Here is a 25,635-nt window from a genome sequence, read left to right as displayed (position 1 = left end):
TGCCATTATTTCATGATGACATATTATATATTTGACTATTGACCAAAGCGGAATAGTATTAGACTCTTAAGTCAATGCAGTCTTTGCTAGATCAATCCGTCGTTCAGGTTGCTTTTTAGTTATTATTTATAAGAGAGTGTGAGATTGAGTAGCCGAAAAACAATAAAATATGACAGAGATGGATACATCTAATGATGCATGTACATTATGATCTGAGCTTGGTAATTGGCTCGGTAGCAATCTCAGTATTGGCCTGCTATTTTGCAGTGTCTGTTGGGCAAATGCTTTTTCAAAATGTACAACAACAACTAAAAAAAATTGCATTAATCATGAGTGGTTTGCTGCTGGGTGCGGCAGTGTGGAGTATGCATTTTGTGGGCATGTTGGCCTGCCAGTTACCTGCACCGTATCAATTTGATCTTAGCTTTACGACCCTATCTTTTGTTATTGCATTTATCGCCTCTACGTTTGCGGTTTGGCTGACCACGCAATCGACCTTGCCTGTGGCGCGTTTGATCCTGAGCGGCATTTTAATGGGGTTGGGTATTTCAGGCATGCACTATACGGGCATGATGGGAATTCAGGTAGAAGGCTACCGTAGTTATTATGATCCTACCATTGTTTTGCTGTCTGTATTAGTGGCCATTGGCGGAGCAATACTTACCTTTTGGTTTATGTTTCATTCCAAGTGCAGAATGGGGCGTCAGGCACAATATAAAATTTTCATTGCGGTGCTCATGAGTCTGAGCATTGTTGCCATGCACTATATAGGCATGGAAGCACTGCATTTTTACTCTACAGCAGATTTGCCTCAATCAGGGCACTTCCAGATCGGGCAAGGGCCAGCTCTGTTGGTGGTTATTTTAGTGACCAGTCTGATTTTTGCTGCTGCGGTGGGCGTATCTCTGCTGGAGCTGCGCTTAGAAGAAAAAAGCAGACAATTGTCTTTAGCCAACCGTGAATTGGCCAATCAGGCAGTCAAAGATAACCTGACCAAATTGCCCAACCGTTTATATTTAGCTGAATATGCACAATTGCTTTTTTCTGAGCATCGGCAAAAAAACACTAAAATTGCATTTTTGTATATCGACTTAGACCGCTTTAAAGCGGTGAATGACGTATTTGGGCATCATGTTGGCGATCAATTGCTGATTCAGTTGTCTAAACGTGTGCAATCCCACTTGGGCGAAAATACCCAGTTATTAAGAATTGGTGGCGATGAATTTCTTTTGGTGATTGAACATACCGATATCGCAGAAGCCACGCTCATTTCTGAAAAAATATTAGAACTGATTCAGCAAAGTTTCTTAATTGCAGGCAAGGTCATTAATATTTCAGGCAGTATTGGCATTGCGATGTATCCAGAGCATGGCACCAATTTGCAAGATATTTTAATGAATGCTGATGCGGCGATGCTGACCTCTAAATATCAGGGGCGTAACACCAGTTCGGTATTTAATTATGATCTGGAGTTACTTGAGGCCAAAAGCCAAAGTAAGTTGATTAATGATTTATATAAAGCGGTTGAACAACAACAATTTGCGTTGTTCTATCAGCCAAAGTTTAAAGCCGCTGACCATAAAATTTGTGGCGTAGAAGCTTTAATTCGTTGGTATCACCCCGTACATGGTTTACTTACCCCAAATATGTTTATTAAAGGGGCTGAAAAGACGGGGTTGATTATTCAAATTGGCTATTGGACGCTAGAAGAAGCCTTTAAACAAATTCAAATTTGGGAAAGATCGGGTGCACCGTTATTTCCTGTGGCTGTGAATTTATCGGCAGTGCAGTTTGAACATAAACACTTATTTTCGACGTTAGAAAACTTGTTTAAACGCTATGAGATTCAACCCCATCACCTGATGATTGAAGTGACTGAAAGTACAGCAATGCATCATATTGAATCGAGTATTCGTAGTTTTGAGCGTTTGCGTCAAATGGGGATTCAATTGGCGATTGATGATTTTGGTACAGGACATTCGAGTTTCTTGTATTTGAAAAAATTGCCAGTCGATGAGTTGAAAATTGACCGTGCTTTTATTTTAGATTTGTGTTTGGACAGCAAAGAAGAATTAATTTTAGAAAGTATTATTCAGTTAGCCATTAAACTGGGTTTAACTGTGACCGCTGAAGGGGTGGAAACGCCATTGCAAGCTGAGATTTTAACCCGTTTAGGCTGTCAGCAATTACAGGGCTACTTATTAGGCTTACCAATGGATGTTGAGCGTTTAGAAGAGCTGTTTAAACATTCGGCTTAAGCTAGCGATCATGCTACCGCTCAAGATAGCGTACAAGTGAGCGACCAAGTCCAGCGTTTAATTTCAGTGATGAAACAAGATGAATATAGTTTGGCTGAGTTGATGCAGTTGTTAGGTTTAACTCATAGCGCAACATTCCAAAAGAACGATATGAATCCTGCCATAGAAGTAGGTTTGATTGAACGTACGATTCCAGAAAAACCGAAAAGCCAAAAGCAAAAGTATAGATTGAAAAAATAACTATATTCTCAGTTGTGGATAAATTAGAACATATCAACAATCAATAAAATTTGATTCAAATCTGCTACAATTACGCCAATTTTTCATATTGATCATTTTGATCTTATACACTGCGGTTCTGCAGTAGGTGTCTTGCATGAGTTTTAAAGATGAGTTAGCGGCGCAGGTCGCACAGCGACGTACTTTCGCGATTATTTCCCACCCCGATGCTGGTAAAACCACCATGACAGAAAAACTGCTGTTATGGGGACAAGCCATTCAAGTTGCAGGGATGGTAAAAAGCCGTAAGTCAGATCGTGGCGCAACATCTGACTGGATGGAAATGGAAAAAGAACGTGGTATTTCCATTACAACTTCGGTGATGCAATTCCCGTATAAAGACAAAATGATTAACCTGCTCGATACCCCAGGGCACGAAGATTTCTCTGAAGATACTTACCGCACTCTAACTGCGGTGGACTCTGCACTGATGGTGATTGATGGTGCGAAAGGTGTCGAAGACCGTACCATTAAATTAATGGATGTGTGTCGTATGCGTGACACACCCATCATTTCATTCGTCAACAAAATGGACCGCGAAATTCGTGAACCATTAGAGTTGTTGGATGAAATTGAAAATGTCCTCAAAATTAAGTGTGTGCCAATCACTTGGCCAATGGGTACAGGGCGTGATTTCGCAGGGGTGTTTAACCTCATCGAAGAAAAGTTTTATGTGTACAAATCAGGTTTTGGTTCAACCATTCCTGAAATTGAAGTACGTGATGGCTATAACCATGCAGACCTACGTGAAAAAGTAGGTGAATTGGCATGGGCGGCATTTGAAGAATCACTTGAGTTGGTACAAATGGCGAATGAGCCTTTAGACCGTGAAGAGTTTTTAGCGGGTCGTCAAACACCAGTGCTATTTGGTACTGCTTTGGGTAACTTCGGTGTAGATCATGTATTGAATGCATTCAGTGAATATGCGCCGCCGCCAAAAGCACATCCAACGCAAGACCGTATTGTAGAAGCCAATGAAGAAGGCTTTAGTGGTTTTGTTTTTAAAATTCAGGCCAATATGGATCCGAAGCACCGTGACCGTATTGCTTTCATGCGAATCTGTTCAGGCAAGTATGAAAAAGGCTTAAAAATGAAGCATGTGCGTATTGATAAAGATGTACGTATCAGCGATGCCTTGACCTTCTTGGCAGGTGACCGTCAGCACCTCGAAGAAGCTTGGCCGGGCGACATTATTGGTCTACATAACCACGGGACGATTCAAATTGGCGATACCTTCACTTCGGGTGAAAAGTTGCAATTTACAGGGATTCCGCACTTCGCACCTGAAATGTTCCGTCGTGTACGCTTGAAAGACCCATTGAAGTCCAAACAGCTGCAAAAAGGCCTTAAAGAGCTTTCAGAAGAAGGTGCAACGCAAGTCTTTATGCCACAAAACAGCAATGATTTAATCGTAGGTGCTGTTGGTGTGCTACAGTTTGAAGTCGTCGCCTATCGCCTGAAAGAAGAATACAAAGTCGATTGTATTTACGAGCCTGTCAGCATCAACACGGTACGCTGGGTGTCTTGTGCCGATGAGAAAAAGTTTAACGAATTTAAGAAAAAAGCCCACGATCAGTTGTCTGTCGATGGTGGTGGTCACTTAACTTATCTCGCGCCAAGTCGTGTGAATTTACAGTTAATGCAAGAGCGTTACCCTGACATTGAGTTTAGAAATACACGCGAGCACTAAGCCTCAGGTTGATGATGCTTAATCTGGCAGATGCAATCAGCGTAGCGCAGATGAATGTTCGGCATGCCTAAAAGTTTCAAAATTAAAACAGCTTCTTTAGGAAGCTGTTTTATTATGGGGGCGGTAAAAGATTAAAGATTATTTTTGATAAATGAATTGGGGAAATCATGCAGCAAAAATCGGTTTATCTGGGTGCAATTTTGAGCGGGATGGTTTTGCTTAGCGCCTGTGACTCATCTAAACAAGATCAAAACTCAGATGAGCAAACGTCTATTTTTCAGAAAGATCAAGCGGATGTTTTACCGTATTTGAATATCAAGCAACAGGCGGCAGAAATTGCCTTGCCATTTTGTGAAAATAAAAACTGCATTGAATTAGAAGTACAAACTTTAAATACCCAAGATACATGGCTCAACAGTTGGATTGCAAAAAATCAGGCCATGGTGATTCAAGACCAAATTGGCTTAAAACAAAACATGAATTTGCAGCAAGCCGTAGATGCCTATGTGAAAAAATCCGATGCTTGGCAGGCACAATTAGATCAAAATAAAGCTTATGAATTGGCGATGTACACCCGTATGGCATATCAACGCAATCAATATGTTTTGTTGCAAGTCGGGGTAGATAGCAAACAGGAAGGCACGCAAGTCAAGGAACGCTATTATTTCTTTGTGGCAGATCGGAAGCAGCAAAAAGCCTTGTCTGTTTTAGATGTGATTGATGCCAAACAACAAACCCGTATGAATACTTTTGTACAGCAGGCCTATCAGGATTGGCTCAAAACACAAAGCAGTGACGTGCAAAAAGCAGCACCTGCCAAATTATACTGGGGGCAGGCAGATTGGTTTTTTGATGATCAGGGCTTAGGATTGCATTATCGCACCCATGAAATTGTCAAAGATGGCACGCAGTTAGATATTTACCTAAGCAAAGCACAAACACAACAAGTTTTAAAAGCAGACATCTATCCATCTATGTTTTAGTAGGTGAGTACGGTGACAAGCAAAAATAGATGAAATCAAGGTTGGATCCATGTTGAAAAATAAAAGTATTTTGGCCATCAGTATTTTAATTACAACGCTAGGGATTACTGCATGTCAGCCAAAGAAAACCGAACCAGAAACAGTCGAGCCAGAGCAGACGCAGGCGGAACAACAAAGCTTAAAACTGGTCGGGGATACTGAAAAACTGAATTTGTCGTTGCCTAAATGTGAAGGGAATAACTGCCCTGAAATTTCAATTGAGCGTTTGAATAGTAATCAGGCCTTTATCGACCATTTTATTGATCAGAAAATTATTCAAGAATTGGCACAAATTTTAGAAATTGCACCACAGCAGGCGGCTTCTGAGGCTATAGCAGTTGAGAATGCAGCCAGTGAAAATACAGCAGCCAGTGCTGCAGATGCACCTGCCAGCAACCCCACTGCAGCAGCCATTGCACAAGTGGAAACTTTGGCGCAAAAATTAGAAAAACAAACTGTGCCTTATGTGCAAAGCTTTTTGGTACTTGATCAGGAACTGAAAGCTTTAAGCTCAAATCATAAAATCAGTTTGATGATTAAGCCTAAAATTTTGAATGCAGATCAGCCTTTGGCAACCGTGGTACTGAATAGCAGTAGTTATTTGGGAGGAGCGCATGGTGCATCGGCACAGCAATACTATAATTTTGATTTAGAACAGAAAAAATTAGTATTGTTAAATGACATTCTGTTAGAGAAGCAGCGTCCACAATTGGAGCGCAAAGCCTACGAAGCGTTTAAACAATGGGTCATCGCATCTGAACTTTCCACCAATGTGCAAGAATATGAACAAGCGTGGAAATTTAAGCTGTCGGAAAATTACTATTTAGGTCAACAGGGTTTAATTCTGCAATACGCAGAATATGAAATAGGCCCTTATGTCGTTGGTTTACCGCGTTTAACCATTCCGTATGCAGAACTGCAGGGGATTTTAAAAGCTGCGTATTTGCCTGTAACAGAAGCAGCCTCTGAAGCAACCGCAAAATCTGCCGAAGCCAGTGCAGTAAACACAACCAAAGCGAAATCTTAATATGAGCATTGCGCTGTTTGATACGCATACCCATTTTGATGTACCTGATTTTGACTCAGATCGGGAGCAATTGGCGTATGCGGCCAAGGCAGCAGGCGTAGAACATTTGGTACTGATTGGCTTTGTACAATCACGTTTTCAAGATTTAATCTCTACACAACAGTTTTTAAACCAACTTGAGCATGTGCCACAAAGTCATCTTGCACCAGGCTTGCATCCTTTTTATATCGAACAACATCAAGACCAACATTTACAAGATTTAGAACAGTTTTTGCAACAACAGCATTGTGTCGCGGTGGGTGAAATTGGCTTAGACACTTTTTTGGTTGAACATAAACAGCCTGAAGCGTTTCAAAAGCAGCAAGATTTTTTTGCCGCGCAATTGGAAATCGCACGCCATCGACAAAAACCTGTACTGCTACATATTCGTAAGGCTCATGCCGAAACCTTAAAAATACTCAAACAGCAACAATTTCAGTTTGGTGGCATTGCACATGCTTTTAGCGGTGGGGTAGAAGAAGCCAAAGCACTGATCAAATTGGGCTTTAAAATTGGTGTGACAGGGCAGATTACCAATCCCAATGCAAAAAAACTGCGCCGTGTTGTGCAGGAAATTGGTGCTGAACATTTGGTTTTGGAAACCGACTGCCCCGATATGACGCCTTTATGTTGTCAGACAGATACTCAATCACGAACCCGAAATACCCCTGCGAACCTGATTTATGTGCTTGAAGGTTTAGCGGATTGTTTAGATATTGCACCGCAAACTTTAGCCGCACAGCTTTGGCAGAATAGTGTTCAAGTATTAGACCTGCCTAAACTTTAGATGAAACAACACGAAGTCTGCGAAACGCAGTAAAATGCCCACACTTTGAAATTAAATTTGATTGCAGCATGACAGATCTTCTTCAAGATGATGAATATGAACGCCGTTTTGCAGGTGTGGCCAAAATTTATGGCGACAGTGCTTTTCAGCATTATGCCCAAAGTCATGTCATGGTGATAGGAATTGGCGGTGTCGGCTCTTGGGCGGTTGAGGCGTTGGCACGTACGGGTATCGGCGAGCTGACATTGGTGGATATGGATGTGGTCGCAGCATCTAACATTAACCGTCAATTGCCTGCCATGAGCTCAACCTTGGGGCATGAAAAAATTAATGTCATGGCAGAGCGTTGCCGTTCTATTAATCCACGTATCAAAATTAATTTGGTCGATGATTACCTCAGTCCAGATAACGTCAAAGCGTTATTGGCGACTGCACCTGATTTGATTTTAGATTGCATTGATGACGTAAAAGCTAAACTAGCGTTGATGCTGCATTGTCGTTTTAACAAGATTCCACTGATTGTTTCGGGTGGTGCAGGTGGCAAACTTGATCCGTTGAAAATTCGAGTGGCAGATTTATCTAAAACCGAACAAGACCCAATGTTGGCCAAATTGCGCGCCCAATTACGCAGCAAAGGTATTTGTAAAAAGCCAAAAGAAAAGTTTGGGATTACCTGTGTGTATTCCATCGACAATCCATTTTCTAGTGCCGATGTATGCCCAAGCGCAGGCTTGCGCTGTGGCGGCTATGGTTCGGCGGTGGTGGTCACGTCCAGTTTTGCGATGGTAGCTGTGGCAGAAGTGTTGAAAAAGTTAGATGCCTTACAGGCTAAAAATACATAAATCAAAGCCATGCGAGGCATGGCTTATAAAAAAGTTCTTTGATTTTGCACATCGCCAATGACTTTATTCAGTAGGTCGTTGTAGCTGCTGCTCTTTTGAATAGTCTTCCGTACGCTGCATTGCTGCTTGAATATTGACCAATGCTTGCTCTACATCTGCAAATGTTTTGGCATTGCCGCCACTTAGTGCCTGACGCCATTTACGTGCACCTGGCAGGTTTTGGAATAAACCTAAAATATGGCGGGTAATGACAGAAAGTGGTGCACCTTGTTGTAGACGTTGTTCAATATACGGCAACATGCGCTGCATAATTTCAAAACGGTCAGGTAATTCTAGCCCCCATAATTGCCCAAGCTCTGCCAGTAAATAAGGGTTGTGATAGGCTTCACGACCAATCATCACCCCATCGACATGCTTGAGGTGTTGTTGGGTTTCGGCAAACGTTTTAATTCCACCATTAATTTCAATTAACAATTCGGGGCGGTCTTGTTTTAGGCGATACACATCCTCATAACGCAGAGGCGGAACTTCGCGGTTTTCTTTAGGCGATAAACCTTGTAATAAGGCAATTCGGGCATGCACGATAAAGTTATTGCAACCTGTTTGAGCCACAGTATCCACAAAATACAGCATCTCTGCATAAGAGTGCATGTCATCAATCCCGATGCGATGTTTTACGGTCACAGGAATATCAACCGATTGACGCATGGCGGCAATACACTCTGCAACCAAGTCTGGTTCTGCCATTAAACACGCACCAATTTTATTGTTTTGTACTCGATCACTTGGGCAGCCAACATTCAGGTTGATTTCATCATAACCCCAGTCTTGTGCCATTTTACTGCAGGTCGCAAGGTCTTTCGGATTTGAACCGCCCAACTGCAAGACAATAGGATGTTCTTCTTTGCTGTAATCTAAATGGCGCTTGGCATCACCAAATAAAATTGCGCCAGTGGTTACCATTTCAGTATACAGAATGATATTGGGGTTAAATAAACGTGCAAAAAAACGGTAATCGCGGGTAGTCCAATCCATCATCGGGGCAACCGAAATGCGAGGTTGTAAAGTTTGGATGGCACGTGTCATAACCCACCTGAATTGAAAAACAAAAGCACAAGACCGCGCATTATACGGGGTTTAAGTGAAAATCGACAGTATCCCCAACCCACATCCATTGGCATTAACTTTGCTTTGTTCGCTATGAACAAAGCAGCGCAACCGTAGATGCTAAAGCGGAACTGCTCAGTATTTGTATGCGTAGCCGTTTTTTAGTATGTTGAAAAGATAGGATAACGCAGCATAAGAGGGAAAATAAAATGTTGGTATTAGAAGAAATTTATCGAACTAAGAAAAATGAATTTTCAACGGCATTTAATTTACGCATGCAGCGCAGTTTAAGTTGGTGGAAAAAAGCCATTGAGTTTCATGATGATGTCGATATGCAATTTATGACAGCATGGGTGGCGTTGAGTGCCTTGTATGCGCAAGGTCAAACGGCAGAGCATACACAACAGACCTTGCAGCAATTTGTGCAGCGTATGTATCAAAAAGATGTCGATCAGCGCATGGCGAGAATTATTTGGGAAAAATATCCACAAAGTTTAGAGGTGTTGCTGACCAACCCTTATTTGTATCAAAGTTTTTGGGATTGGCGTAATCAAAAAATGACTGAAGCTGAATGGCGTGCAGATTATGAAGCAGAGAAACAGCAGATTATGCAGGCATTGCACATCCATGATTCAGCTACAATTTTGGCATGTTTGTTTAAGCGCTTATTGACGTTACAGCAGCAACTTTTACAAGGTGGTGCAACTTATAACAGTGCAATCAACCGCAAACAACTCAGCCATGCCAATACTTTACTGTGTGCGTTGATGCCGTGTTTTATCCAAATCTTATTGGAAAATTTAGAAAATGTGGAATTGAGTCAGCCATTTTACCCTGTGATGCAAATGTCTTAAGCGACTTGCTTGATTGTAATCGCAGCGTTTAAGGCATGGCGGTGTGTTGACGTTGATGCTGCCAGTCGAGTAGGGCAAAGCTCATTGCGGCGGTAACAAAACACAAACCAACTAGGCAACTCCATAACCATCCACCGTGTTGCCATGCATAGATTCCCAAGGCAGAACCACAAGCACCGCCAGTAAAATAACTGGTCATATAAATTGAGTTAATCCGCGATTTGGCATCGGGGCGTAAGCGAAAAATTACATTTTGGTTGCTGCTGTGTACGGTGGCAAGCCCAAGGTTAATTAAGCCAAAACCAAGAATATAGCTCCATAAGCTAAATTGTCCGTTGTATAGAAAGACCCAACTGATTGCCAATAGCGCCAAACCACCCCACGTCAGCGCTGTAACATAGCCACGATCTGCAATTTTCCCCACGTGTTTGGTCGAAAGAGCACCGAATACACCCACCATTGCCACAATGCCCACCATAAAGTCAGCTAAGCCAAAACTGGATTTGAGTAATACTGCAATGGTGGAAAACAACACGCTCATCGCTGCAAAAGCAAACGCACCGAGCAAGGCACGATAGACCAAACGACGTTCTTCTAAAATGAGTTTGCCCATAGACTGAAACACGGCCAAATAGCTGAGTTTGCTGGTTGAGATAAAGGGTAAGCGTGCTTTGAGTACCGCGGCAATGCAAAGCATCAGCACACCGCTAATCAGGTAAATCACTTTCCAATGGAATAAGTTGGACAGCAAACCTGCCAAACTGGTCGAAAGTAAAATACCGACCAATAAACCACTCATCAATAAACCGACCACTTCACCCATTTTTTCAGGTTTTACGGTCATGGTGGCAAAGGGAATTAAGACTTGTGCTGCAACTGAAAACAGCCCTGTGATAATCGTGCCAATCCATAGCATGCTTAAATTGCTGGAAAAGGCACATAAAAATAAGCCAATCGAGGCCAAAAACATCAATAAGGGAATGAATTTGGTTTTATTGACAATATCGCCCATGGGCACAATGAATAATAAACCCAGAGCATAAGACACTTGTGCAAAAGTCACTGTCAATGCCACTTGGGATTGCGGAATTTGGAAAGATTGATGAATCGAGTAAATCAGCGGTTGGCAATAATAATTCGCCCCCGCGCATAGACCACAGGCGATCGCCATCAACCAGAGCAGGGTTTTATCTTGGCTGATGTCGGGTGCAGTGTTCATAATTATCCTAAGGTCAATGGTAAAACGGGGTTGCAGTAGCTCAAAGATTGAATCCAATATTCAACTTCATTAGTGGCAGGATGTCGCCTTTAACTTAATGAGAGAACTTGTTTTTGGACAAGGTGATCATCATCACGCCTACAATATTGAGCATGCAGCCGAACCATTGTATGCCATTTAGATGTTCACCTAAAAATGCTGTGGCCAATAGAATCGTCAAGATGGGGCCAATTGAAGCAATCATGGCCGATTGTGCCGCACCTAAACGGGCGATACTGTGCGCCATGAGTAAGGTGGGCAAGACTGTGACAAATATCCCTAAAGCTATGCCATAGCCCAGCACTTCTACAGGCAGTTGTTGCACCAGTCCCAGTGGATTCGGTGTGACCAAACTGTAATGCGTAAGCGTACCGATGCAGGCAATACTTAAAGCCAGACCTGTAAAATTCCATGAACCAAAATGCTGAATCAGGCTTTTGGTCAGCAATAAATAGCCTGCAAAACACACTGCACTGGCGAACACCAAACTACTGCCTAACCAAAAATACGTGTCATGTGGGGTATTGCTCTGTTCCTGTAACATCACAATCACTGTTCCGCCATAACTCAGAGCAATTGCAAACAGACTCAGCCAGCTCAGTTTCTGCCGATACATTACGCTCGAAGCCAGAACGGTGAGCGTTGGATATAAAAACAGAATAATGCGTTCTAATGAAGCGCTAATGAACATCAGCCCTAAAAAATCCAGCCAGCTAGAAAAATAATAGCCCATCAGACCTGCAAATATTATTAGCAGCCAATTGCGTGTAGAGATGTTGCGACTGTGATGGCGATTGAGCCAACAAATCAGCAAGAAGAAAGGCAGGGCACTTGCCATGCGCAAAGCCATGAGTACGGTTGCATCGACCAACGGTGAAAGTGCATAAGCCTGTTTAATAAAAATGGCTTTGGTACTAAACAAAAAGGCTGCAAATAAGGCAAAGATGGAGCCCCATTGTGTGGCGTTAAGTCTGATCATGAAAAATGCTGTCGAGCAAGGTGGATGCAAGAGAAGTGACACATGCCGCGCACACAAATGCAAGTTGCATGATAGATAAAGGCAGATGCGACTGCATGGATCAAGCTGTGTGTGCTGTATTTGAGCAAGCATAGCCGATTTTATGCAGATGGTCTGCTTGAGATGGCATAAATTTTGTGAAAAGTAGAGTAAATGGGATTTGCACGATAATGGTGCAAATTAGTTGAAAATATTGCAAAACAGAGAAAATCCATCATCAGACAAAATGACGCACAAAAAAAATGAAAAAATAGCAGCACTTAACTTAGACCTGAGTTGAATAAATTCAAGCTTCTTTTAAAAGTTTTACTGTTTCAAATATTCGGTTTTACTCATAAGGCAAAGGTAGGTTTTTCTAAGGTTTTCAGATGCGCAAAACACTTCTAAATTGAACCATGTTGTGCGGTGTAAAAATTGTCAAAAAAGTCAATTTGGTGTTTAAGTTTTTGCTTTTAGCGCTTAAATGTATAGATATGCAATCTTTTAGCGCTAAGTCGGATTTTCCCAATTAAGTGAAATGCGTGTCAGAATGATCAATGCTTAATTCATTTAAATGTGGTCAACTGCAAGCTCAAAGCATCGCTTTTTTTCTTTTAGACACTTCAAATCGAAGTTTTGCTGAATAATTATACTTATATTCAATAAGCAAAACTTATCAATTATATCTCGCAACAATATTTTTATGAATCATCAGTTCAAAATATAGGTATTTATTAAATAAATATTGGGTGGTAATTTAAAAATGTTGCATTAGAATCCAAAAATTCAACAAAACTTATCCTGAGGGGAAAGCATCGTTATCCACGATGTTGACTTAAGAAAAACTAGCTTGAGGAACGCTCATGCAGATCGGAATTCCAACCGAAACTGTTGTCGGTGAAAATCGTGTCGCTGCGACGCCAGAAACAGTAAAGAAGTTGATTAGCGCGGGTCATAGCGTAGTCATTGAACGTGGTGCAGGCGTAAAAGCCGCTTATATCGACAGCGCTTATGAACAAGTAGGCGCGACCATGACAGATGATGCTTATCGCGGTAGCCAAATGATTTTGAAAGTTCGTGCCCCAAAGGGTGAAGAAATTCAAAAACTTGCACCGAACAGCACTGTGGTGGCGATGTTTGATCCTTACCGCAATACTGAATTAGACCAATTTGCTGCGGCTCAGGTGTCTGCATTTGCTTTAGAGCTTTTGCCACGTACCTTGTCGCGTGCGCAAAATATGGACGTGTTGTCATCACAAGCCAACTTGGCAGGTTATAAATCTGTGTTGTTGGCTGCAGCAGAATATCAACGCATGTTCCCAATGTTAATGACGGCAGCGGGTACTGTAAAACCTGCGCGTGTTGTGATCATGGGTGTGGGTGTTGCTGGTTTGCAAGCCATTGCAACAGCGAAGCGTTTAGGTGCTGTAGTCGAAGCAACTGACTTGCGTCCAACGGCAAAAGATCAGGTGGAATCTTTGGGTGGTAAGTGGTTAGACGTACCAATGTCTGAAGAAGAACAACAAAAAGCTGCCGATGCTGCCAAAAATGGTTATGGCTGGATGCCTGGTGAACAATACATTAAAGACCAAGCAGTGATTGTCGATAAAGCCGTTTCTAATGCGGATATCGTGATTACCACTGCGTTATTGCCGGGTCGTGATGCACCGCGTTTAATCAAAGCGGAAACTGTGGCAAAAATGAAGCCGGGTTCTGTGATTTTAGATATGGCAGTCGAAACGGGCGGTAACGTCGAAGGTTCACAATGCGGTGAAACTGTAGTGACTGCCAATGGTGTGAAAATTTTGGGTATTCCAAACATTCCATCGACTGTATCGACAGAAGCATCTGCACTATATGCGCGTAATGTGTTGAATTTTGTTGAAACATTATTTGATAACGACAAGAACTTCGCATTGAATCCTGAAGAAGAAATTCAGAAAGCGTTGCTGGTCACTCATAACGGTCAAGTGCTGTTAAAGCGTGGTTAAGGAGAATTCTCATGGTTGAAACAATTACGATTTTTGTCCTTGCCATCTTCGTAGGTTACTACGTGGTGTGGGGGGTAACACCTGCGTTACATACGCCATTAATGGCAGTAACCAATGCACTTTCTTCAATCATTATTGTCGGTGCGATGATTCAAACTGTTGGTCTACCAATCATGGGTGTAGAAGGCAGTGTCGATTTCCAAACCATTAATGTGGTGAGTGTACTGGGTGCGATTGCTGTGTTCTTGGCAAGCATCAATATTTTCGGTGGTTTTGCAGTGACTGCACGTATGCTGGAAATGTTCAAACCAAAAGCAAAGAAAAAAGAGGGCTAATGCATGGAATTTATTCGTGAATATGCAGACTGGTTCTATTTAATCGGGGCTGTGCTCTTTATCTTAACTTTACGTGGTTTGTCTGGGCCTAAAACTGCGATTGCGGGCAACCGTTACGGCATGATCGCAATGGCGATTGCAGTCTTGACTACATTCTTTGTGGCAGACAATCCAGTTGTGTGGATGATTCTGGCAGCTATGGCAGCAGGTGCGGTGGTGGGTATTGCCCGCGCACGTACGGTGCCAATGACTCAAATGCCTGAAACTGTAGCGTTAATGCACTCTTTAGTCGGTTTGGCTGCAGTTTTAATTGCGATTGCTGCGATTATTCATAACAACAAGTTAATCGAACTTGGTCCAGACTTGTTGGCTGCAAATGGCATTACTTTCCATGAAATGAGCAAAGTTCATTTATTTGAATTGTTTGTGGGCTGTTTCGTGGGGGCGATTACCTTTACTGCATCTGTTTTTGCATACGGTAAATTGGCGGCGAAGAAATGGGCAAAAACTATTTCGGGTGCATGGGTAAAACCTGTTCAGGCGTTAATTTTCCTTGCTATGCTCGGTTTTGGGATTCACTTCTTCCTGAGCGGCAACATGACTTCATTCTGGGCAATGACAGGTTTAGCATTGGCATTCGGTTGGGTATGGATTGCACCAGTGGGTGGTGGTGACATGCCAGTTGTGGTGTCATTGTTGAACTCGTTCTCAGGTTGGGCGGCAGCAGGTATTGGTTTCACACTTGAAAACAACATGCTGATTGTTGCAGGCTCATTGGTCGGTTCTTCAGGTGCGATTCTGTCTTACATCATGTGTAAAGCCATGAACCGTTCAATCATCAACGTATTGTTTGGTGGTGCGATGGGCGGTGCAGCAGCACCAACGGCAGCAGCGGGTGCGCAAGTGCAACGTAACTACCGTTCAGGTTCTGCTGATGATGCTGGCTTCTTGATGTCAAATGCAGACAGCGTAGTAATTGTACCGGGCTATGGTATGGCGCAAGGTCGTGCACAGAATGCGGTCAAAGAATTGGCCAACTTGTTAAAAGAGCAAGGTGTAACTGTTCGTTTTGCGATTCACCCAGTGGCAGGTCGTATGCCGGGTCACATGAACGTATTACTTGCAGAAGCAGACGTACCGTATGAAGACATCTTAGAAATGGACGAAATCAACTCAGATTTCCCTGCAACAGATGTGGTGTTGGTGATTGGTGCAAATGACGTAGTTAACCCTGCGGCAAAAGACGATCCAAACTCGCCAATTTACGGCATGCCAATTCTTGAAGCGCATAAAGCACGTACCATTATGGTCATCAAGCGCTCAATGGCAACAGGTTATGCGGGTCTAGACAACGACTTGTTCTATAACGACAAGACCATGATGATCTTTGGTGATGCCAAGAAAGTTGTGGAAGATATGACTAAATCAATCAACGGTACAGGTCACTAAGACACTGTTTCCAGATATGAAACCGCCTTCGGGCGGTTTTTTTTATGGCTGATGTAAAGTGGTTAATTGAGATCAGGCAGATTGAGTTTGGGCGAGTTTTATAGGATTGGTTTGAAGCAATGTATTGGGTAGGGGATGATATAAACCAATATTTGGTGGGTAGATTAATGCGATATAAAAATGATTAGGGATATGAGCTTCAAAAGATCTGCATTAAAAAAGCGACTTATTTGAAAGTCGCTTATTGTGTATCTTTAAGGCTGCTCAAGTGAGCTGTTGTATTAAGCAACAGACTCAGGCGTAGTGCGCCATAAGCTTTCTAGGTCGTAGAATTTACGTGCTGTTGGTAGCATTATGTGAACCACTACCATACCAAGATCGACCAAGATCCATTCTGCATCACGTTCACCTTCAATACCAATTGGGCGGAAGCCTGCTTTGCGCGCTTCTTCGGCAACATTGTCGGCAAGAGATTTTACGTGGCGAGTTGATGTACCGCTAGCAATCACAATGGCATCTGAAACATTGCTGATGCTGCTGACATCAAGTTCAACAATTTCTTTGGCTTTTACATCAAGGAGAGCTTCATGTACAACTTTAAGACAAGTTTGTACGTCATGCTTTTGGGTATTCATTGCAAGATCGTGAGAATTAGAAGCGCCGGGCGATGGTTCTAAATTCATGGGGTGTATAATTTCCTAAAATTATTCATCGTCTAATATAGCTGTTTTAGCCTGAAATTTCAAATCGGTTTAATTTTAACCACTTTGATTTGAGGGAAAGTATTTGTCTTTCCATGCAAATGATTGATTTGACGCCAGACTTGGGCGGTATTCTGCAGCGATATAGCCTGAATAAGCACTGTGCTGTAACCATTTGAAAATAGTAGTATAGTCTAGCTCGCCTGAATCGGGTTCATGGCGTCCTGGATTGTCGGCAAACTGGATATGACCAATATCCTGAATGTTTTCTTGCAATGCGCTCAGCACATCTTCACCCATCATCGCCATGTGATAACAGTCATATTGCATTTTAAGAGCAGGATGTTTGACTGCTTCTAGCATCTCTTGAGCTTGCGCAATATTTTGTACCAAAAAGCGTGGCATGTCGGTGCCATTAATCATTTCAAATACAGGCTGAATATGATGTTGGGTGAGCATCGAGCAGGCCAGTTTTAGATTTTCTGCCAGCGTGTTTAAGCAAGGTAGTAGATCGGCATCGACAGGTTGTTTACCTGCCAAAATATTGACGCTAGGGACATTTAACGCCGTGGCATAACGGATGGCTAACTCTAGGGCGTGATGAAATTCAATCTCTTTCCCCGGTACGCCCGCCAAACCATTGCCGCCTTGCATGAGGTCGCCCGCAGGGACATTAATTAAACACAGGCTGAGTTGGTGGAGTGTGAGTTGGGTTTGAATCTGCTCAATACTCAGTTCATAGGGAAACTGAATTTCAACATGCTGAAAACCATGTTCGCGTGCAAGGGCAAAGCGTTCAATTAAAGGCACTTCGGTAAAAATCATCGACAGATTAACCGCCAGTTTAGACATGCAGATGCTCCTTGCAGGCAAAGGGTGGATCAGGAATCAAGCCGATTAGGCTTCGACTTGATGGATAATGGTGGCTAAATCTGCTTCTGCAAAACCTTTGGCTTGATGAGCTTGCAGTTGTGAAAGGGCTTTTTCTGCCATAGGAATCTGTAACTGAAATTGTGCTGCCAGTTGTAAGGCATTGTTTAAATCTTTAGATAGGGTTTGGACTTTCCATTGCACAGGTTCAAAACTGTGAGTCGCCATGCGTGGAGTTAAAATCTGAAACGGTTTCGAGTCGGCAAAACCACCGGCCAAAGCAGGTGCAAGTAAACGGGTGTCTACGCCTGCCTGTCCTGCTAAGGCAACAGCTTCGGCAATTAGGGTGCTGTTGGCAGCAACAATCAGTTGGTTGCAGATTTTAGTGGCTTGTCCTGTGCCTGTTTCGCCCATACGGGTCACACGTTGTGACAGCACATCATAAATCGGGCTTAATTTTTCGATGGTGTTTGCATCACCCCCTGCAAAAATCACCAAACTACCTTGTTCGGCTCCCGCAGTGCCTCCCGATACAGGTGAGTCAATCCATGTGACCTGTTTGAGGTTGGCTTGCTGCGCTAGCTTTTGGGTTTGATCTACAGACAAACTGGAAAAATCGACAATGACTTGTTGAGCAGTCAAAAAAGGCTCAATTTGATCTAATACAGCTTGGACGGCATTATCATCGGCAAGGCAACTCAAGATCACTGGATATTGTCCGATCTCGCTCAATTGCAGCGGTTTTGCCCCCAGACTGAGCACAGATTCGCAAGCCGCAGGGCTACGATTCCACACCGCGACCTCAAAACCTGCCTGAACTAAGCGGGTTGCCATGCGCGTCCCCATAAGTCCCATACCTAAAAAAGCGATTTTTGTGTCACGATCAAAATGCATAGCGCTGATTCTCCATTTTTGCCTACAGTACAAGTCTGGCTTGAAATGTCAATTTAGCCTTTGGTCAAAGTCTGTTGTGTTTGAACTGAATCAAAACTGACGCGGTGCAAAGGTCACTTCAGGGTTCTTGTCCTTTTTACGTGCCAGTTGGCTATTTTTACCCAGCAATAATTTTAATTGCCAAATTTTTTCTAAACGTAAAGATTTATTTGGCGCATGTTCCATAGCATCCAGCACTTGTTTGGCTGCAGCCAATGCATCTGGGGAGCGTTGTGCAATTTCTTCAGCAAGGGCTTGTGCTTTTTGTAAGGGGGTTGCATCTAAATGCGTGACCAAACCAATTTCTTTGGCATAGTTGGCATCAAAAATACGCGCAGTTAAAGTCAGCTCTTTGGCAAGGTCTAGACCGATTAAACCTTTTAAAGAACGGCTTAGCCCCATATCAGGCACTAAGCCCCAACGGCTTTCCATAATCGACATTTGTGTGTCAGGATGCGCGATACGAATATCTGCGGCCAAGGCCAATTGCATCCCTGCACCAAAACAATAGCCTTCAATTGCAGCAATTACAGGTACAGGCAATTGTTGCCAAACGAGAAATGCTTTTTGAAACAGGCTTTGCCCTGGCTTAATTAACTCCCAAGCCGCAAATGCACGGTTTTGTGGATTGTTGAGGTCGGCCAAGTCAATGCCTGCACTAAATACCTTTGCTTCGCCTGTTAAAATTACACAACGTAAGCTGCGGTCTTTTTTAAGTTTTTCGGCAGTCCGCACCAATTCTTTGAGTAGGGCAAAACTCATGGCATTGCGTTTGTCTGGGCGGTTCAGGGAAACTGTGGCGATGCCATTATTTTTTTCGATACGAAGTAAGGTCATGATGTGAGCTCTTGTTTTTACTGGGCAAAGCATAACATGGGCAGCAGTGCGATAAATGACAGCAGAGTCACGGCAAAGCCTTGCGACCTTGCCTTTGATTACGTGACTTTTTTTTGTGAATAGTGCTGGGTGAGTCGTGCTTACAAACTGTATCTTCTCGTTGAGGCGTTCGCGGTGAATGTCACTTTGATGTTGGCTAACTCACCGCATTGTGTTTGGTAAAAATGTGTTCTGCCGCATGTTCAACTTGCTGTATACAGGTTTGTAATTCCTGATAACGGTTTAAGACCTCTTGCACAAACAGATCATCGGCTTTACGACGTTCTTTACGTAAGGTCGAAACAAACTGTTCAAATGAGCCTGTTACTTCTTGCAGGTTCGGTGTGCCAACATAGCGGGTCGCACCATACAGACGATGCAACACATGCTCGAGTTGTGGGAAATCTTCCAGTTCAATCAGCTGTTCAATTTCATGTAATTCTGTGGCAAAGCTATCCACTAGCATTTTCAGTAAATCCACTGCAAGGTCTTCTTTGTTGGCTGCCAGCATTAGGCTTTGTTGCCAATCCAACACCTGTGGATCTAGCGCTTCAATCACAATGGCTTTATCGACTGCAGGTGGCTTATTAAAACTTTGCGTGGTCCAATGGGTTAAAATTTGGATGATTTGTTCAATCTGAATCGGTTTGGTGACATAGTCATCCATACCGACTTTGAGTAATTTTTGCTTTTCATCGGCAAGAGCATGCGCGGTGAGGGCAATAATAGGTAAGCGTTTGTGATTTTCCAAAGTCGATTCTAAAGAACGAATCGCACGGGTGGTATCTACCCCCGACATCACAGGCATTTGAATATCCATAAAGATCAGGTCAAATGGTTGCTGTCCCTGCTCAATGCGTTGCTGCAAAATCCCCAAAGCTTCCTGACCACTTTGCGCTTTGGTGGTGGTCACATTCAGTTCGCCCAACAAGGCTTCGAGTACAATCAGGTTTGGTAGATGGTCATCCACCGCTAAAACGTGCAGGCCTTTACCATCAAATGATGCAGACTCCTGTTCATCAAAACTGTTTTCATTGTTGAGTAAGTCAATTAAGGCTGAACGACTGAGCGGTTGATACAAAGCGCGCGCACGATATTCATTTAACAGACTTGGGTCTAGCGCCATTTGATAGCCATACACTGCCAAGTTACCTTGATAACGGGTACGAATTTCTTTTAATAAAGCTTCGGTGTCGCCACTATGATCAACAATCAACCAAGTATTGTCTTGCAGGTCGGATACATCTTTTAAGCGGCTAAATAAATCTAAAATTGAAGCGGCTTCAATATGTCGCACCGCATAATTTTCAAGATAATGACGCAAGACATTCGCTGTGGCAGGGTGCGCCAAATACGACACCACCTGAATCTCTTTAAAGTTTGGATGCTGCTGTGCATGCGCTTCATCTACCGCAAACATGGCAGTAAACCAGAAGGTCGAGCCTTTTTCGGTTGGGGCGCGTTCCTGATTGTCTTCAAAGCCAATTTGACCTTGCATCAAATGCACCAACTGTTTGGAAATGGCCAAACCTAAACCTGTACCACCAAATTGACGCGTGACCGAAGTATCACCTTGAGAGAAAGACTCAAACAATTTTTTACGGTCTGTACCGCTTAAGCCAATGCCACTGTCTTGGACGCTAAAGTGAATTAAGCATTGTCCAATATCGTCATGTTCTACCCGCGCCCGTACAATAATTTCACCATCGGGGGTGAATTTAATCGCATTGGAAATTAAATTGGTTAAAATTTGCTTGAAACGTAAAGCATCGCCCAGCACATATTGCGGCACGTTATCGGCAAAATAAAAGGCCATGTTGATGTGTTTTTGCGCAGCCAAAGGCGAGAGCATATCCATCACATCAAAAATGGCTTCTTCTAAATCAAAGGGTGCGGTATCCAGTTCCAGTTTGCCTGCATCAATTTTAGAAAAATCCAATACGTCATTAATGAGTGCTAAAAGATGCGCCGATGATTTACGAATGGTCTGTAAATATAAATTCTGTTCATTGCTAAGATTTTCCTGACGCAATAACAGGTGAATAAAGCCATCAATACTGTTCAATGGTGTTCTGAGTTCGTGACTGATGTTGGCTAAAAATACCGATTTAGACTGGTTGGCAGAAATCGCTTGGTCACGTGCCTGACGATAAGTGATGTTTTGCACTTCCAAAGTATCGAGGGTGCGGCGCAAGTCATCTTCGGTTTGTTCGGTATGTTCTTTGAGTTCTAAAAAGCTGAAATGCAGGCGTTTTACCACATTGGCAATATCCCGCTGCAGTAAGCGTAATTCGCCAGTACTGTTAATGACCATGTGTTGATCGAGCGTATCGGCATTCAGGCGTTGTAGCTGCATGCGAATTTCATACATGGGTGCAATCCAGCGTCGTGAATAGAAATTCAGACACAGCAATAACAACAACAGGGTCAGCAAGCCTGTGGCAATTAATACAATCATGACCCGATAACGGGCAATTTGTAATGGCTGATTGTCCAGTTCAATCAGCAACCATGCAGGACGGTTGATGTCTTGCTGAATTTGCATGCCATACACATGATTATTTTTATACAGAATTGGGCCAAAAAAATCGGCATTTTTAGGGAATTTGGGCCATTCGGCTTGGTCTTGAAAGCCCATGCTTAAACGGCGTGTACCAGAAGCATCAATCAGTGCAGTACGAATCAAGTGCTTTTCGTTCATCATGTTTTGCATAAAAGTACGTGCTTCTTCGTACTTCCACGGAAAGCTAGCCAGTTGATGCAAAGCTGCTTCAGATGGCAACTCAAAACGGGTCAAAATCGCAATTGCCATTTGTCGCTGCTGTGCTTTTGCGGCATTCGAGGTTTCAGATAAAACTAGCATCGTGCCGACGCATGCCAAAACCATAATTGGCACAAAAATAAGTGCAATCAGCTGTCCATAAGCATGATTTAAATGTAAGCGCTTAAATAACTTTTTATTGATATTTGACATGGTTAACGCAGTTTAATCCCTATGTTTGGCAGTTTAGCATGCTTTATCAAATGGAGCGTAAAACTCAGTCCTTCAGGTCAGAGATATAAGCGACACGACATGAAGTGTCGTTTGATTTAACTAAGGACTATTTTCCTTGAGTTTTGATTGTTAATATAAGTACATGAAAACCCTTAAATTACGTATAAAAGACAAACATTGCAAGGTGTTAGACCAACTAGCATCAGAAGTGAACTTCGTCTGGAATTATGTCAATGATTTAGGGTTTAGGCATTTGAAGCGGAAAGGTGAATTTCTCTCTGCTTTTGATATTGCCAAATATACGAAAGGCACATCCAAAGAATGTAATTTACATAGTCAAACCATTCAGGCTGTAACTGAAGAATTAGTCACCCGAAGAAAGCAATTTAAAAAGGCAAAGCTGAAATGGCGTGTCAGCAATAAAAAATCAGCAAGGCGCTCTTTGGGATGGGTTCCCTTTAAAAAGTTGGCTATCAAATATGCCAATGGATATGTCCAGTATGGAAAACACCAATTTAAGCTTTGGGATAGCTACGGTTTAAGCAAATACACGTTAAAAACAGGTTCATTTGTAGAGGATAGCCGTGGGCGTTGGTATGTATGTCTTGTTGTTGAATCGCCTAAGCAAGATAAATCGACAGCAACCAAATCGATTGGTATTGATCTAGGCTTAAAAGATATTGCCACCTGTTCTGATGGCACTGTAATTTCAAATCCAAAATTCTATCGAAAATATGAGCAGAAATTATGTATTGCTCAGAGAGCCAGGAATAAGAAGCGTGTTCGTGCATTACACGCCAAGATTGCAAATAGTCGAAAAGATCATTTGCATAAAGCAAGCACCAAGCTTGTGAATGAAAATGCATTGATTATTGTAGGTGACTTGAGTGCTAAAAAATTAGTAAAAACCAAAATGGCAAAATCTGTTTTGGATACAGGATTTTCGGCACTAAAAACAATGCTCAAGTATAAATGCGAGAACGCAGGCGTATTGTTTGAAGAAGTCCAAGAAGCCTATACCACCCAAATCTGTTCGTGCTGCGGTGAGATCACCTCAAGTAGTCCCAAAGGTAGGACAGATCTTGGAATAAGAGAATGGGAGTACATGAGCTGTGGTACAGTTCATGATCGAGATATAAACTCAGCTCTAAACATTCTTGCGCTTGGGCATAAGCGTCTAGCTGTAGGAATCACCCTCTTTTAAGGGGGGGAGGATGTCAATTCTCCTGACTGTGTTTTCATCTGTTTGGTGCGAGTGGTTCAGCTGCATCTCGCAATCAATCGGTGTGCATTTTTTTGCATCCATCCCGCAAAAGACAATCTGAAATTGTGTTCATCTTGCCTAGAATTGTGTAGGCAGTGAGTGATGCATAAATTGTCGGCAGAGTATTGCTGTTTTGATAAAAAGCCTGTGAAAAACGTGCAGGAAGGTGCAAATTTTCATACAATAAGCCCACCTTGATATTGGTGCAGACCATGCTTGATACCCAATCAGATTTCCAAAGTGATGAATTTTTGTTAGATCATTATGTGGGCAAAACCCCATTGGTGCGTTTGCAGCGTTTGGCAAGTCATACGCAGGCAACGGTTTTGGCAAAACTGGAAGGCAATAACCCTGCGGGTTCTGTTAAAGATCGTCCTGCCTACAACATGATTATGCAGGCAGAAAAACGCGGTGAAATTCAACCGGGCGATACTTTAATTGAGGCAACCAGTGGCAATACCGGCATTGCTTTGGCGATGGTTGCAGCTATGCGTGGCTATAAAATGCAGCTGATCATGCCTGACAATATGAGCCAAGAACGTAAAGATGCCATGCGTGCCTATGGTGCAGAATTGATTGAAGTGACTAAAGCACAAGGCATGGAAGGCGCGCGCGATTTGGCTTTGCAAATGCAACGCGAAGGCAAAGGCTTGGTGCTGAACCAATTTGGTAACCCAGATAATGTTGAAGCACATTACCTGACCACAGGGCCTGAAATTTGGCAGCAAACGGGCGGTAAAATTACCCACTTTGTCAGCTCTATGGGCACAACAGGCACCATTATGGGGGTGTCTAAATACTTAAAAGAACAAAATCCAGAGATTCAAATTATTGGTTTACAACCTTCAGATGGTTCAAGTATTGCAGGGATTCGCCGTTGGCCTGAAGCATATTTACCAACCATTTTTGACCGTAGTCGTGTTGATCGTATTATTGATATTCCGCAAATTGAAGCGGAAAAAACCATGCGTAAACTGGCGCAAAAAGAAGGCATCAGCGCAGGCACATCATCGGGCGGTGCGGTATGGGCAGCTTTAAAAATTGCCGAAGAAAATCCAGATGCAGTGATTGTTTGTATTGTTTGTGACCGTGGTGATCGTTATTTATCGACAGGTTTGTTCTCTGTTCAAGATACTGAATTGTGATATTCATTTTTCTATCATCCATTGAGTAAGATTTTATGCGTTTACCTGTGCTGATTTTCGATATAGAAACCGTTACCGATTTGAAGTCAGGCGCGCATTTATATCAACTCGATTTACCCGAAGCAGAGCTTGAACAAGCATTAATGAAGTTGCGTCGCCAAGAGGCAGGAACCGATTTTCAGCGTTTGCCTTTGCATGAAATTGTGTGTATTTCAGGCTTGTGGATTGATGAACACGGCATGAAGCTGTTTTCCTTTAGCCGTGAACATGACAGCGAAGCGACAATGCTGAAAAAGTTTTTGTCTATTTTTGATAAGCGTCATCCGACTTTGGTCAGTTGGAACGGTTCGCAGTTTGACTTGCCAGTGATTTTATTCCGCGCCATGTATCACGGGCTGTCTGCACCAAGTTTATTTGATCAGGGCGAGATTGATCAGCAAAAGCGCTATAACAATTATCAAAACCGTTACCATCAGCGTCATGTCGATTTAATGGATGTGATGGCAATGTTTAATGGTCGTCATTTTCAAAAGTTGGATGACATTGCGTATTTGCTAGGTTTTCCGGGTAAACGTGTAGATGCGGGCTATCATGTTCCTGCATTTATGCAAAGCGGCGAATGGTCAAGGCTGACGCGTTATTGTGAAGGCGATGTCTTAAATACTTGGTTGATTTATTTGCGTTGGCTGCTGCTCAAAGGGCAATTGCTGCTTGAAGAGCATACTTTATGGGTACAGCATACCATTCAATATTTGCATACTCAGCCGCAGCATGCAGACTTTTTAAGCGTGTGGCAGCACAGTTCGCAGCAAACTGAATTTACCCGTACAGATTTTCCTGAACAAAGTGTCACCACGCCTTCAAATGAATCCGTGATGCCTTTTCAATCTTCCCCATCTTCCGATATTTAGACTGA

Annotated in this window: 21 protein-coding genes and 1 pseudogene; 14 read left to right on the top strand and 8 right to left on the bottom strand. The window is 42.8% G+C overall.

The genetic code is table 11. The features are described 5' to 3' along the window. The first annotated feature begins 191 nt into the window (after nucleotides 1–191). The 7 genes and pseudogenes from FTU92_RS00755 to FTU92_RS00725 all read left to right on the top strand — a co-directional run bounded on the left by FTU92_RS00755 (nucleotide 192) and on the right by FTU92_RS00725 (nucleotide 7,944). Nucleotides 192–2,258, top strand: a complete 2,067-nt coding sequence (locus tag FTU92_RS00755) for a bifunctional diguanylate cyclase/phosphodiesterase (RefSeq protein WP_154320324.1) — start codon at nucleotides 192–194, stop codon at nucleotides 2,256–2,258. A 3-nt stretch (nucleotides 2,259–2,261) separates the two neighbouring features. After that, nucleotides 2,262–2,498, top strand: a pseudogene (locus FTU92_RS00750) (Fic family protein); the annotation flags it as partial. 136 nt (nucleotides 2,499–2,634) lie between these two features. Continuing rightward, complete coding sequence (locus FTU92_RS00745) at nucleotides 2,635–4,227, top strand: peptide chain release factor 3 (RefSeq protein ID WP_004974887.1); 1,593 nt, start codon at nucleotides 2,635–2,637, stop codon at nucleotides 4,225–4,227. 167 nt (nucleotides 4,228–4,394) lie between these two features. Beyond that, the gene (locus FTU92_RS00740) at nucleotides 4,395–5,210 is read left to right on the top strand and encodes a hypothetical protein (protein WP_004974888.1); all 816 of its coding nucleotides are present in this window, start codon (nucleotides 4,395–4,397) and stop codon (nucleotides 5,208–5,210) included. Between the two features lie 49 nt (nucleotides 5,211–5,259). After that, nucleotides 5,260–6,276: an RsiV family protein gene (locus FTU92_RS00735; RefSeq protein ID WP_096901396.1), complete on the top strand. Its 1,017-nt coding sequence runs from the start codon at nucleotides 5,260–5,262 to the stop codon at nucleotides 6,274–6,276. Nucleotide 6,277: 1 nt separating this feature from the next. Beyond that, nucleotides 6,278–7,102: a TatD family hydrolase gene (locus FTU92_RS00730; protein WP_096901397.1), complete on the top strand. Its 825-nt coding sequence runs from the start codon at nucleotides 6,278–6,280 to the stop codon at nucleotides 7,100–7,102. Between the two features lie 68 nt (nucleotides 7,103–7,170). Then, the gene (locus FTU92_RS00725) at nucleotides 7,171–7,944 is read left to right on the top strand and encodes a ThiF family adenylyltransferase (protein ID WP_096901398.1); all 774 of its coding nucleotides are present in this window, start codon (nucleotides 7,171–7,173) and stop codon (nucleotides 7,942–7,944) included. Nucleotides 7,945–8,007: 63 nt separating this feature from the next. Here the strand turns inward: FTU92_RS00725 and dusA are convergent, their stop codons facing one another. Further along, entirely contained in the window at nucleotides 8,008–9,030 is a 1,023-nt protein-coding gene (gene dusA, locus FTU92_RS00720; RefSeq protein ID WP_179988889.1) for a tRNA dihydrouridine(20/20a) synthase DusA, read from the bottom strand. Between the two features lie 230 nt (nucleotides 9,031–9,260). Between dusA and FTU92_RS00715 the strand changes: the two genes are divergently transcribed. Then, on the top strand, nucleotides 9,261–9,905 hold the full coding sequence (locus FTU92_RS00715; RefSeq protein WP_004974903.1) for a hypothetical protein: 645 nt from the start codon (nucleotides 9,261–9,263) through the stop codon (nucleotides 9,903–9,905). Nucleotides 9,906–9,933: 28 nt separating this feature from the next. Here FTU92_RS00715 and FTU92_RS00710 read toward each other — a convergent pair whose 3' ends face one another. Next, complete coding sequence (locus FTU92_RS00710; protein WP_096901400.1) at nucleotides 9,934–11,124, bottom strand: MFS transporter; 1,191 nt, start codon at nucleotides 11,122–11,124, stop codon at nucleotides 9,934–9,936. 94 nt (nucleotides 11,125–11,218) lie between these two features. Continuing rightward, the gene (locus FTU92_RS00705) at nucleotides 11,219–12,142 is read right to left on the bottom strand and encodes a DMT family transporter (RefSeq protein WP_004974922.1); all 924 of its coding nucleotides are present in this window, start codon (nucleotides 12,140–12,142) and stop codon (nucleotides 11,219–11,221) included. A gap of 881 nt (nucleotides 12,143–13,023) precedes the next feature. On the opposite strand from FTU92_RS00705, the gene FTU92_RS00700 reads away from it, so the two are divergent. From FTU92_RS00700 to FTU92_RS00690, 3 genes are read left to right on the top strand one after another with little or no spacing between them, the layout of a single operon-like run. Beyond that, nucleotides 13,024–14,151: a Re/Si-specific NAD(P)(+) transhydrogenase subunit alpha gene (locus tag FTU92_RS00700; protein ID WP_004974923.1), complete on the top strand. Its 1,128-nt coding sequence runs from the start codon at nucleotides 13,024–13,026 to the stop codon at nucleotides 14,149–14,151. Nucleotides 14,152–14,162: 11 nt separating this feature from the next. After that, nucleotides 14,163–14,486, top strand: coding sequence for a proton-translocating transhydrogenase family protein (locus tag FTU92_RS00695; RefSeq protein WP_004974924.1), 324 nt, complete (start codon nucleotides 14,163–14,165; stop codon nucleotides 14,484–14,486). Between the two features lie 3 nt (nucleotides 14,487–14,489). Continuing rightward, nucleotides 14,490–15,935: an NAD(P)(+) transhydrogenase (Re/Si-specific) subunit beta gene (locus FTU92_RS00690; RefSeq protein ID WP_004974925.1), complete on the top strand. Its 1,446-nt coding sequence runs from the start codon at nucleotides 14,490–14,492 to the stop codon at nucleotides 15,933–15,935. A 281-nt stretch (nucleotides 15,936–16,216) separates the two neighbouring features. On the opposite strand, the gene rsfS is transcribed toward FTU92_RS00690, so the two are convergent. From rsfS to FTU92_RS00665, 5 genes are all read right to left on the bottom strand, one after another. Further along, nucleotides 16,217–16,618 carry a ribosome silencing factor gene (gene rsfS, locus FTU92_RS00685; protein WP_004974926.1) on the bottom strand — a complete coding sequence of 134 codons (402 nt, stop codon included), beginning with the start codon at nucleotides 16,616–16,618 and terminating at the stop codon, nucleotides 16,217–16,219. A gap of 75 nt (nucleotides 16,619–16,693) precedes the next feature. Then, nucleotides 16,694–17,488 (bottom strand): hydroxypyruvate isomerase family protein, encoded by a 795-nt coding sequence (locus FTU92_RS00680; protein ID WP_096901402.1) that lies wholly within the window; start codon nucleotides 17,486–17,488, stop codon nucleotides 16,694–16,696. A gap of 45 nt (nucleotides 17,489–17,533) precedes the next feature. After that, a complete protein-coding gene (locus tag FTU92_RS00675) occupies nucleotides 17,534–18,400 on the bottom strand; it encodes an NAD(P)-dependent oxidoreductase (protein ID WP_179988888.1) in 867 nt (288 codons plus the stop codon). Between the two features lie 90 nt (nucleotides 18,401–18,490). Continuing rightward, nucleotides 18,491–19,276 carry a crotonase/enoyl-CoA hydratase family protein gene (locus tag FTU92_RS00670; protein ID WP_004974929.1) on the bottom strand — a complete coding sequence of 262 codons (786 nt, stop codon included), beginning with the start codon at nucleotides 19,274–19,276 and terminating at the stop codon, nucleotides 18,491–18,493. Between the two features lie 196 nt (nucleotides 19,277–19,472). Next, entirely contained in the window at nucleotides 19,473–22,289 is a 2,817-nt protein-coding gene (locus tag FTU92_RS00665) for an ATP-binding protein (RefSeq protein WP_131260559.1), read from the bottom strand. 163 nt (nucleotides 22,290–22,452) lie between these two features. Here FTU92_RS00665 and FTU92_RS00660 point away from each other — a divergent pair, with 163 nt between their 5' ends. From FTU92_RS00660 to FTU92_RS00650, 3 genes are all read left to right on the top strand, one after another. Then, nucleotides 22,453–23,514, top strand: a complete 1,062-nt coding sequence (locus FTU92_RS00660) for an RNA-guided endonuclease TnpB family protein (protein WP_180095306.1) — start codon at nucleotides 22,453–22,455, stop codon at nucleotides 23,512–23,514. Between the two features lie 272 nt (nucleotides 23,515–23,786). Beyond that, a complete protein-coding gene (gene cysM, locus FTU92_RS00655; protein ID WP_179988696.1) occupies nucleotides 23,787–24,719 on the top strand; it encodes a cysteine synthase CysM in 933 nt (310 codons plus the stop codon). A gap of 35 nt (nucleotides 24,720–24,754) precedes the next feature. Further along, a complete protein-coding gene (locus tag FTU92_RS00650; RefSeq protein ID WP_004974933.1) occupies nucleotides 24,755–25,630 on the top strand; it encodes a 3'-5' exonuclease in 876 nt (291 codons plus the stop codon). Nucleotides 25,631–25,635 lie beyond the last annotated feature (5 nt).

It is taken from the genome of Acinetobacter sp. YH12205, from assembly GCF_013418125.1.
GTDB classification, from domain to species: Bacteria; Pseudomonadota; Gammaproteobacteria; order Pseudomonadales; family Moraxellaceae; genus Acinetobacter; species Acinetobacter towneri.
Note: the sequence above shows the minus strand (reverse complement) of the source record. Positions and strands in the feature narration are given on the sequence as shown.

What these genes read in the sequence shown, in the direction of transcription:
- FTU92_RS00755 (WP_154320324.1), top strand. Translation starts at nt 192, where the DNA reads ATGATGCATGTACATTATGATCTGAGCTTGGTAATTGGCTCGGTAGCA.
- FTU92_RS00745 (WP_004974887.1), top strand. Translation starts at nt 2,635, where the DNA reads ATGAGTTTTAAAGATGAGTTAGCGGCGCAGGTCGCACAGCGACGTACT.
- FTU92_RS00740 (WP_004974888.1), top strand. Translation starts at nt 4,395, where the DNA reads ATGCAGCAAAAATCGGTTTATCTGGGTGCAATTTTGAGCGGGATGGTT.
- FTU92_RS00735 (WP_096901396.1), top strand. Translation starts at nt 5,260, where the DNA reads ATGTTGAAAAATAAAAGTATTTTGGCCATCAGTATTTTAATTACAACG.
- FTU92_RS00730 (WP_096901397.1), top strand. Translation starts at nt 6,278, where the DNA reads ATGAGCATTGCGCTGTTTGATACGCATACCCATTTTGATGTACCTGAT.
- FTU92_RS00725 (WP_096901398.1), top strand. Translation starts at nt 7,171, where the DNA reads ATGACAGATCTTCTTCAAGATGATGAATATGAACGCCGTTTTGCAGGT.
- dusA (WP_179988889.1), bottom strand. Translation starts at nt 9,030, where the DNA reads ATGACACGTGCCATCCAAACTTTACAACCTCGCATTTCGGTTGCCCCG.
- FTU92_RS00715 (WP_004974903.1), top strand. Translation starts at nt 9,261, where the DNA reads ATGTTGGTATTAGAAGAAATTTATCGAACTAAGAAAAATGAATTTTCA.
- FTU92_RS00710 (WP_096901400.1), bottom strand. Translation starts at nt 11,124, where the DNA reads ATGAACACTGCACCCGACATCAGCCAAGATAAAACCCTGCTCTGGTTG.
- FTU92_RS00705 (WP_004974922.1), bottom strand. Translation starts at nt 12,142, where the DNA reads ATGATCAGACTTAACGCCACACAATGGGGCTCCATCTTTGCCTTATTT.
- FTU92_RS00700 (WP_004974923.1), top strand. Translation starts at nt 13,024, where the DNA reads ATGCAGATCGGAATTCCAACCGAAACTGTTGTCGGTGAAAATCGTGTC.
- FTU92_RS00695 (WP_004974924.1), top strand. Translation starts at nt 14,163, where the DNA reads ATGGTTGAAACAATTACGATTTTTGTCCTTGCCATCTTCGTAGGTTAC.
- FTU92_RS00690 (WP_004974925.1), top strand. Translation starts at nt 14,490, where the DNA reads ATGGAATTTATTCGTGAATATGCAGACTGGTTCTATTTAATCGGGGCT.
- rsfS (WP_004974926.1), bottom strand. Translation starts at nt 16,618, where the DNA reads ATGAATTTAGAACCATCGCCCGGCGCTTCTAATTCTCACGATCTTGCA.
- FTU92_RS00680 (WP_096901402.1), bottom strand. Translation starts at nt 17,488, where the DNA reads ATGTCTAAACTGGCGGTTAATCTGTCGATGATTTTTACCGAAGTGCCT.
- FTU92_RS00675 (WP_179988888.1), bottom strand. Translation starts at nt 18,400, where the DNA reads ATGCATTTTGATCGTGACACAAAAATCGCTTTTTTAGGTATGGGACTT.
- FTU92_RS00670 (WP_004974929.1), bottom strand. Translation starts at nt 19,276, where the DNA reads ATGACCTTACTTCGTATCGAAAAAAATAATGGCATCGCCACAGTTTCC.
- FTU92_RS00665 (WP_131260559.1), bottom strand. Translation starts at nt 22,289, where the DNA reads ATGTCAAATATCAATAAAAAGTTATTTAAGCGCTTACATTTAAATCAT.
- FTU92_RS00660 (WP_180095306.1), top strand. Translation starts at nt 22,453, where the DNA reads ATGAAAACCCTTAAATTACGTATAAAAGACAAACATTGCAAGGTGTTA.
- cysM (WP_179988696.1), top strand. Translation starts at nt 23,787, where the DNA reads ATGCTTGATACCCAATCAGATTTCCAAAGTGATGAATTTTTGTTAGAT.
- FTU92_RS00650 (WP_004974933.1), top strand. Translation starts at nt 24,755, where the DNA reads ATGCGTTTACCTGTGCTGATTTTCGATATAGAAACCGTTACCGATTTG.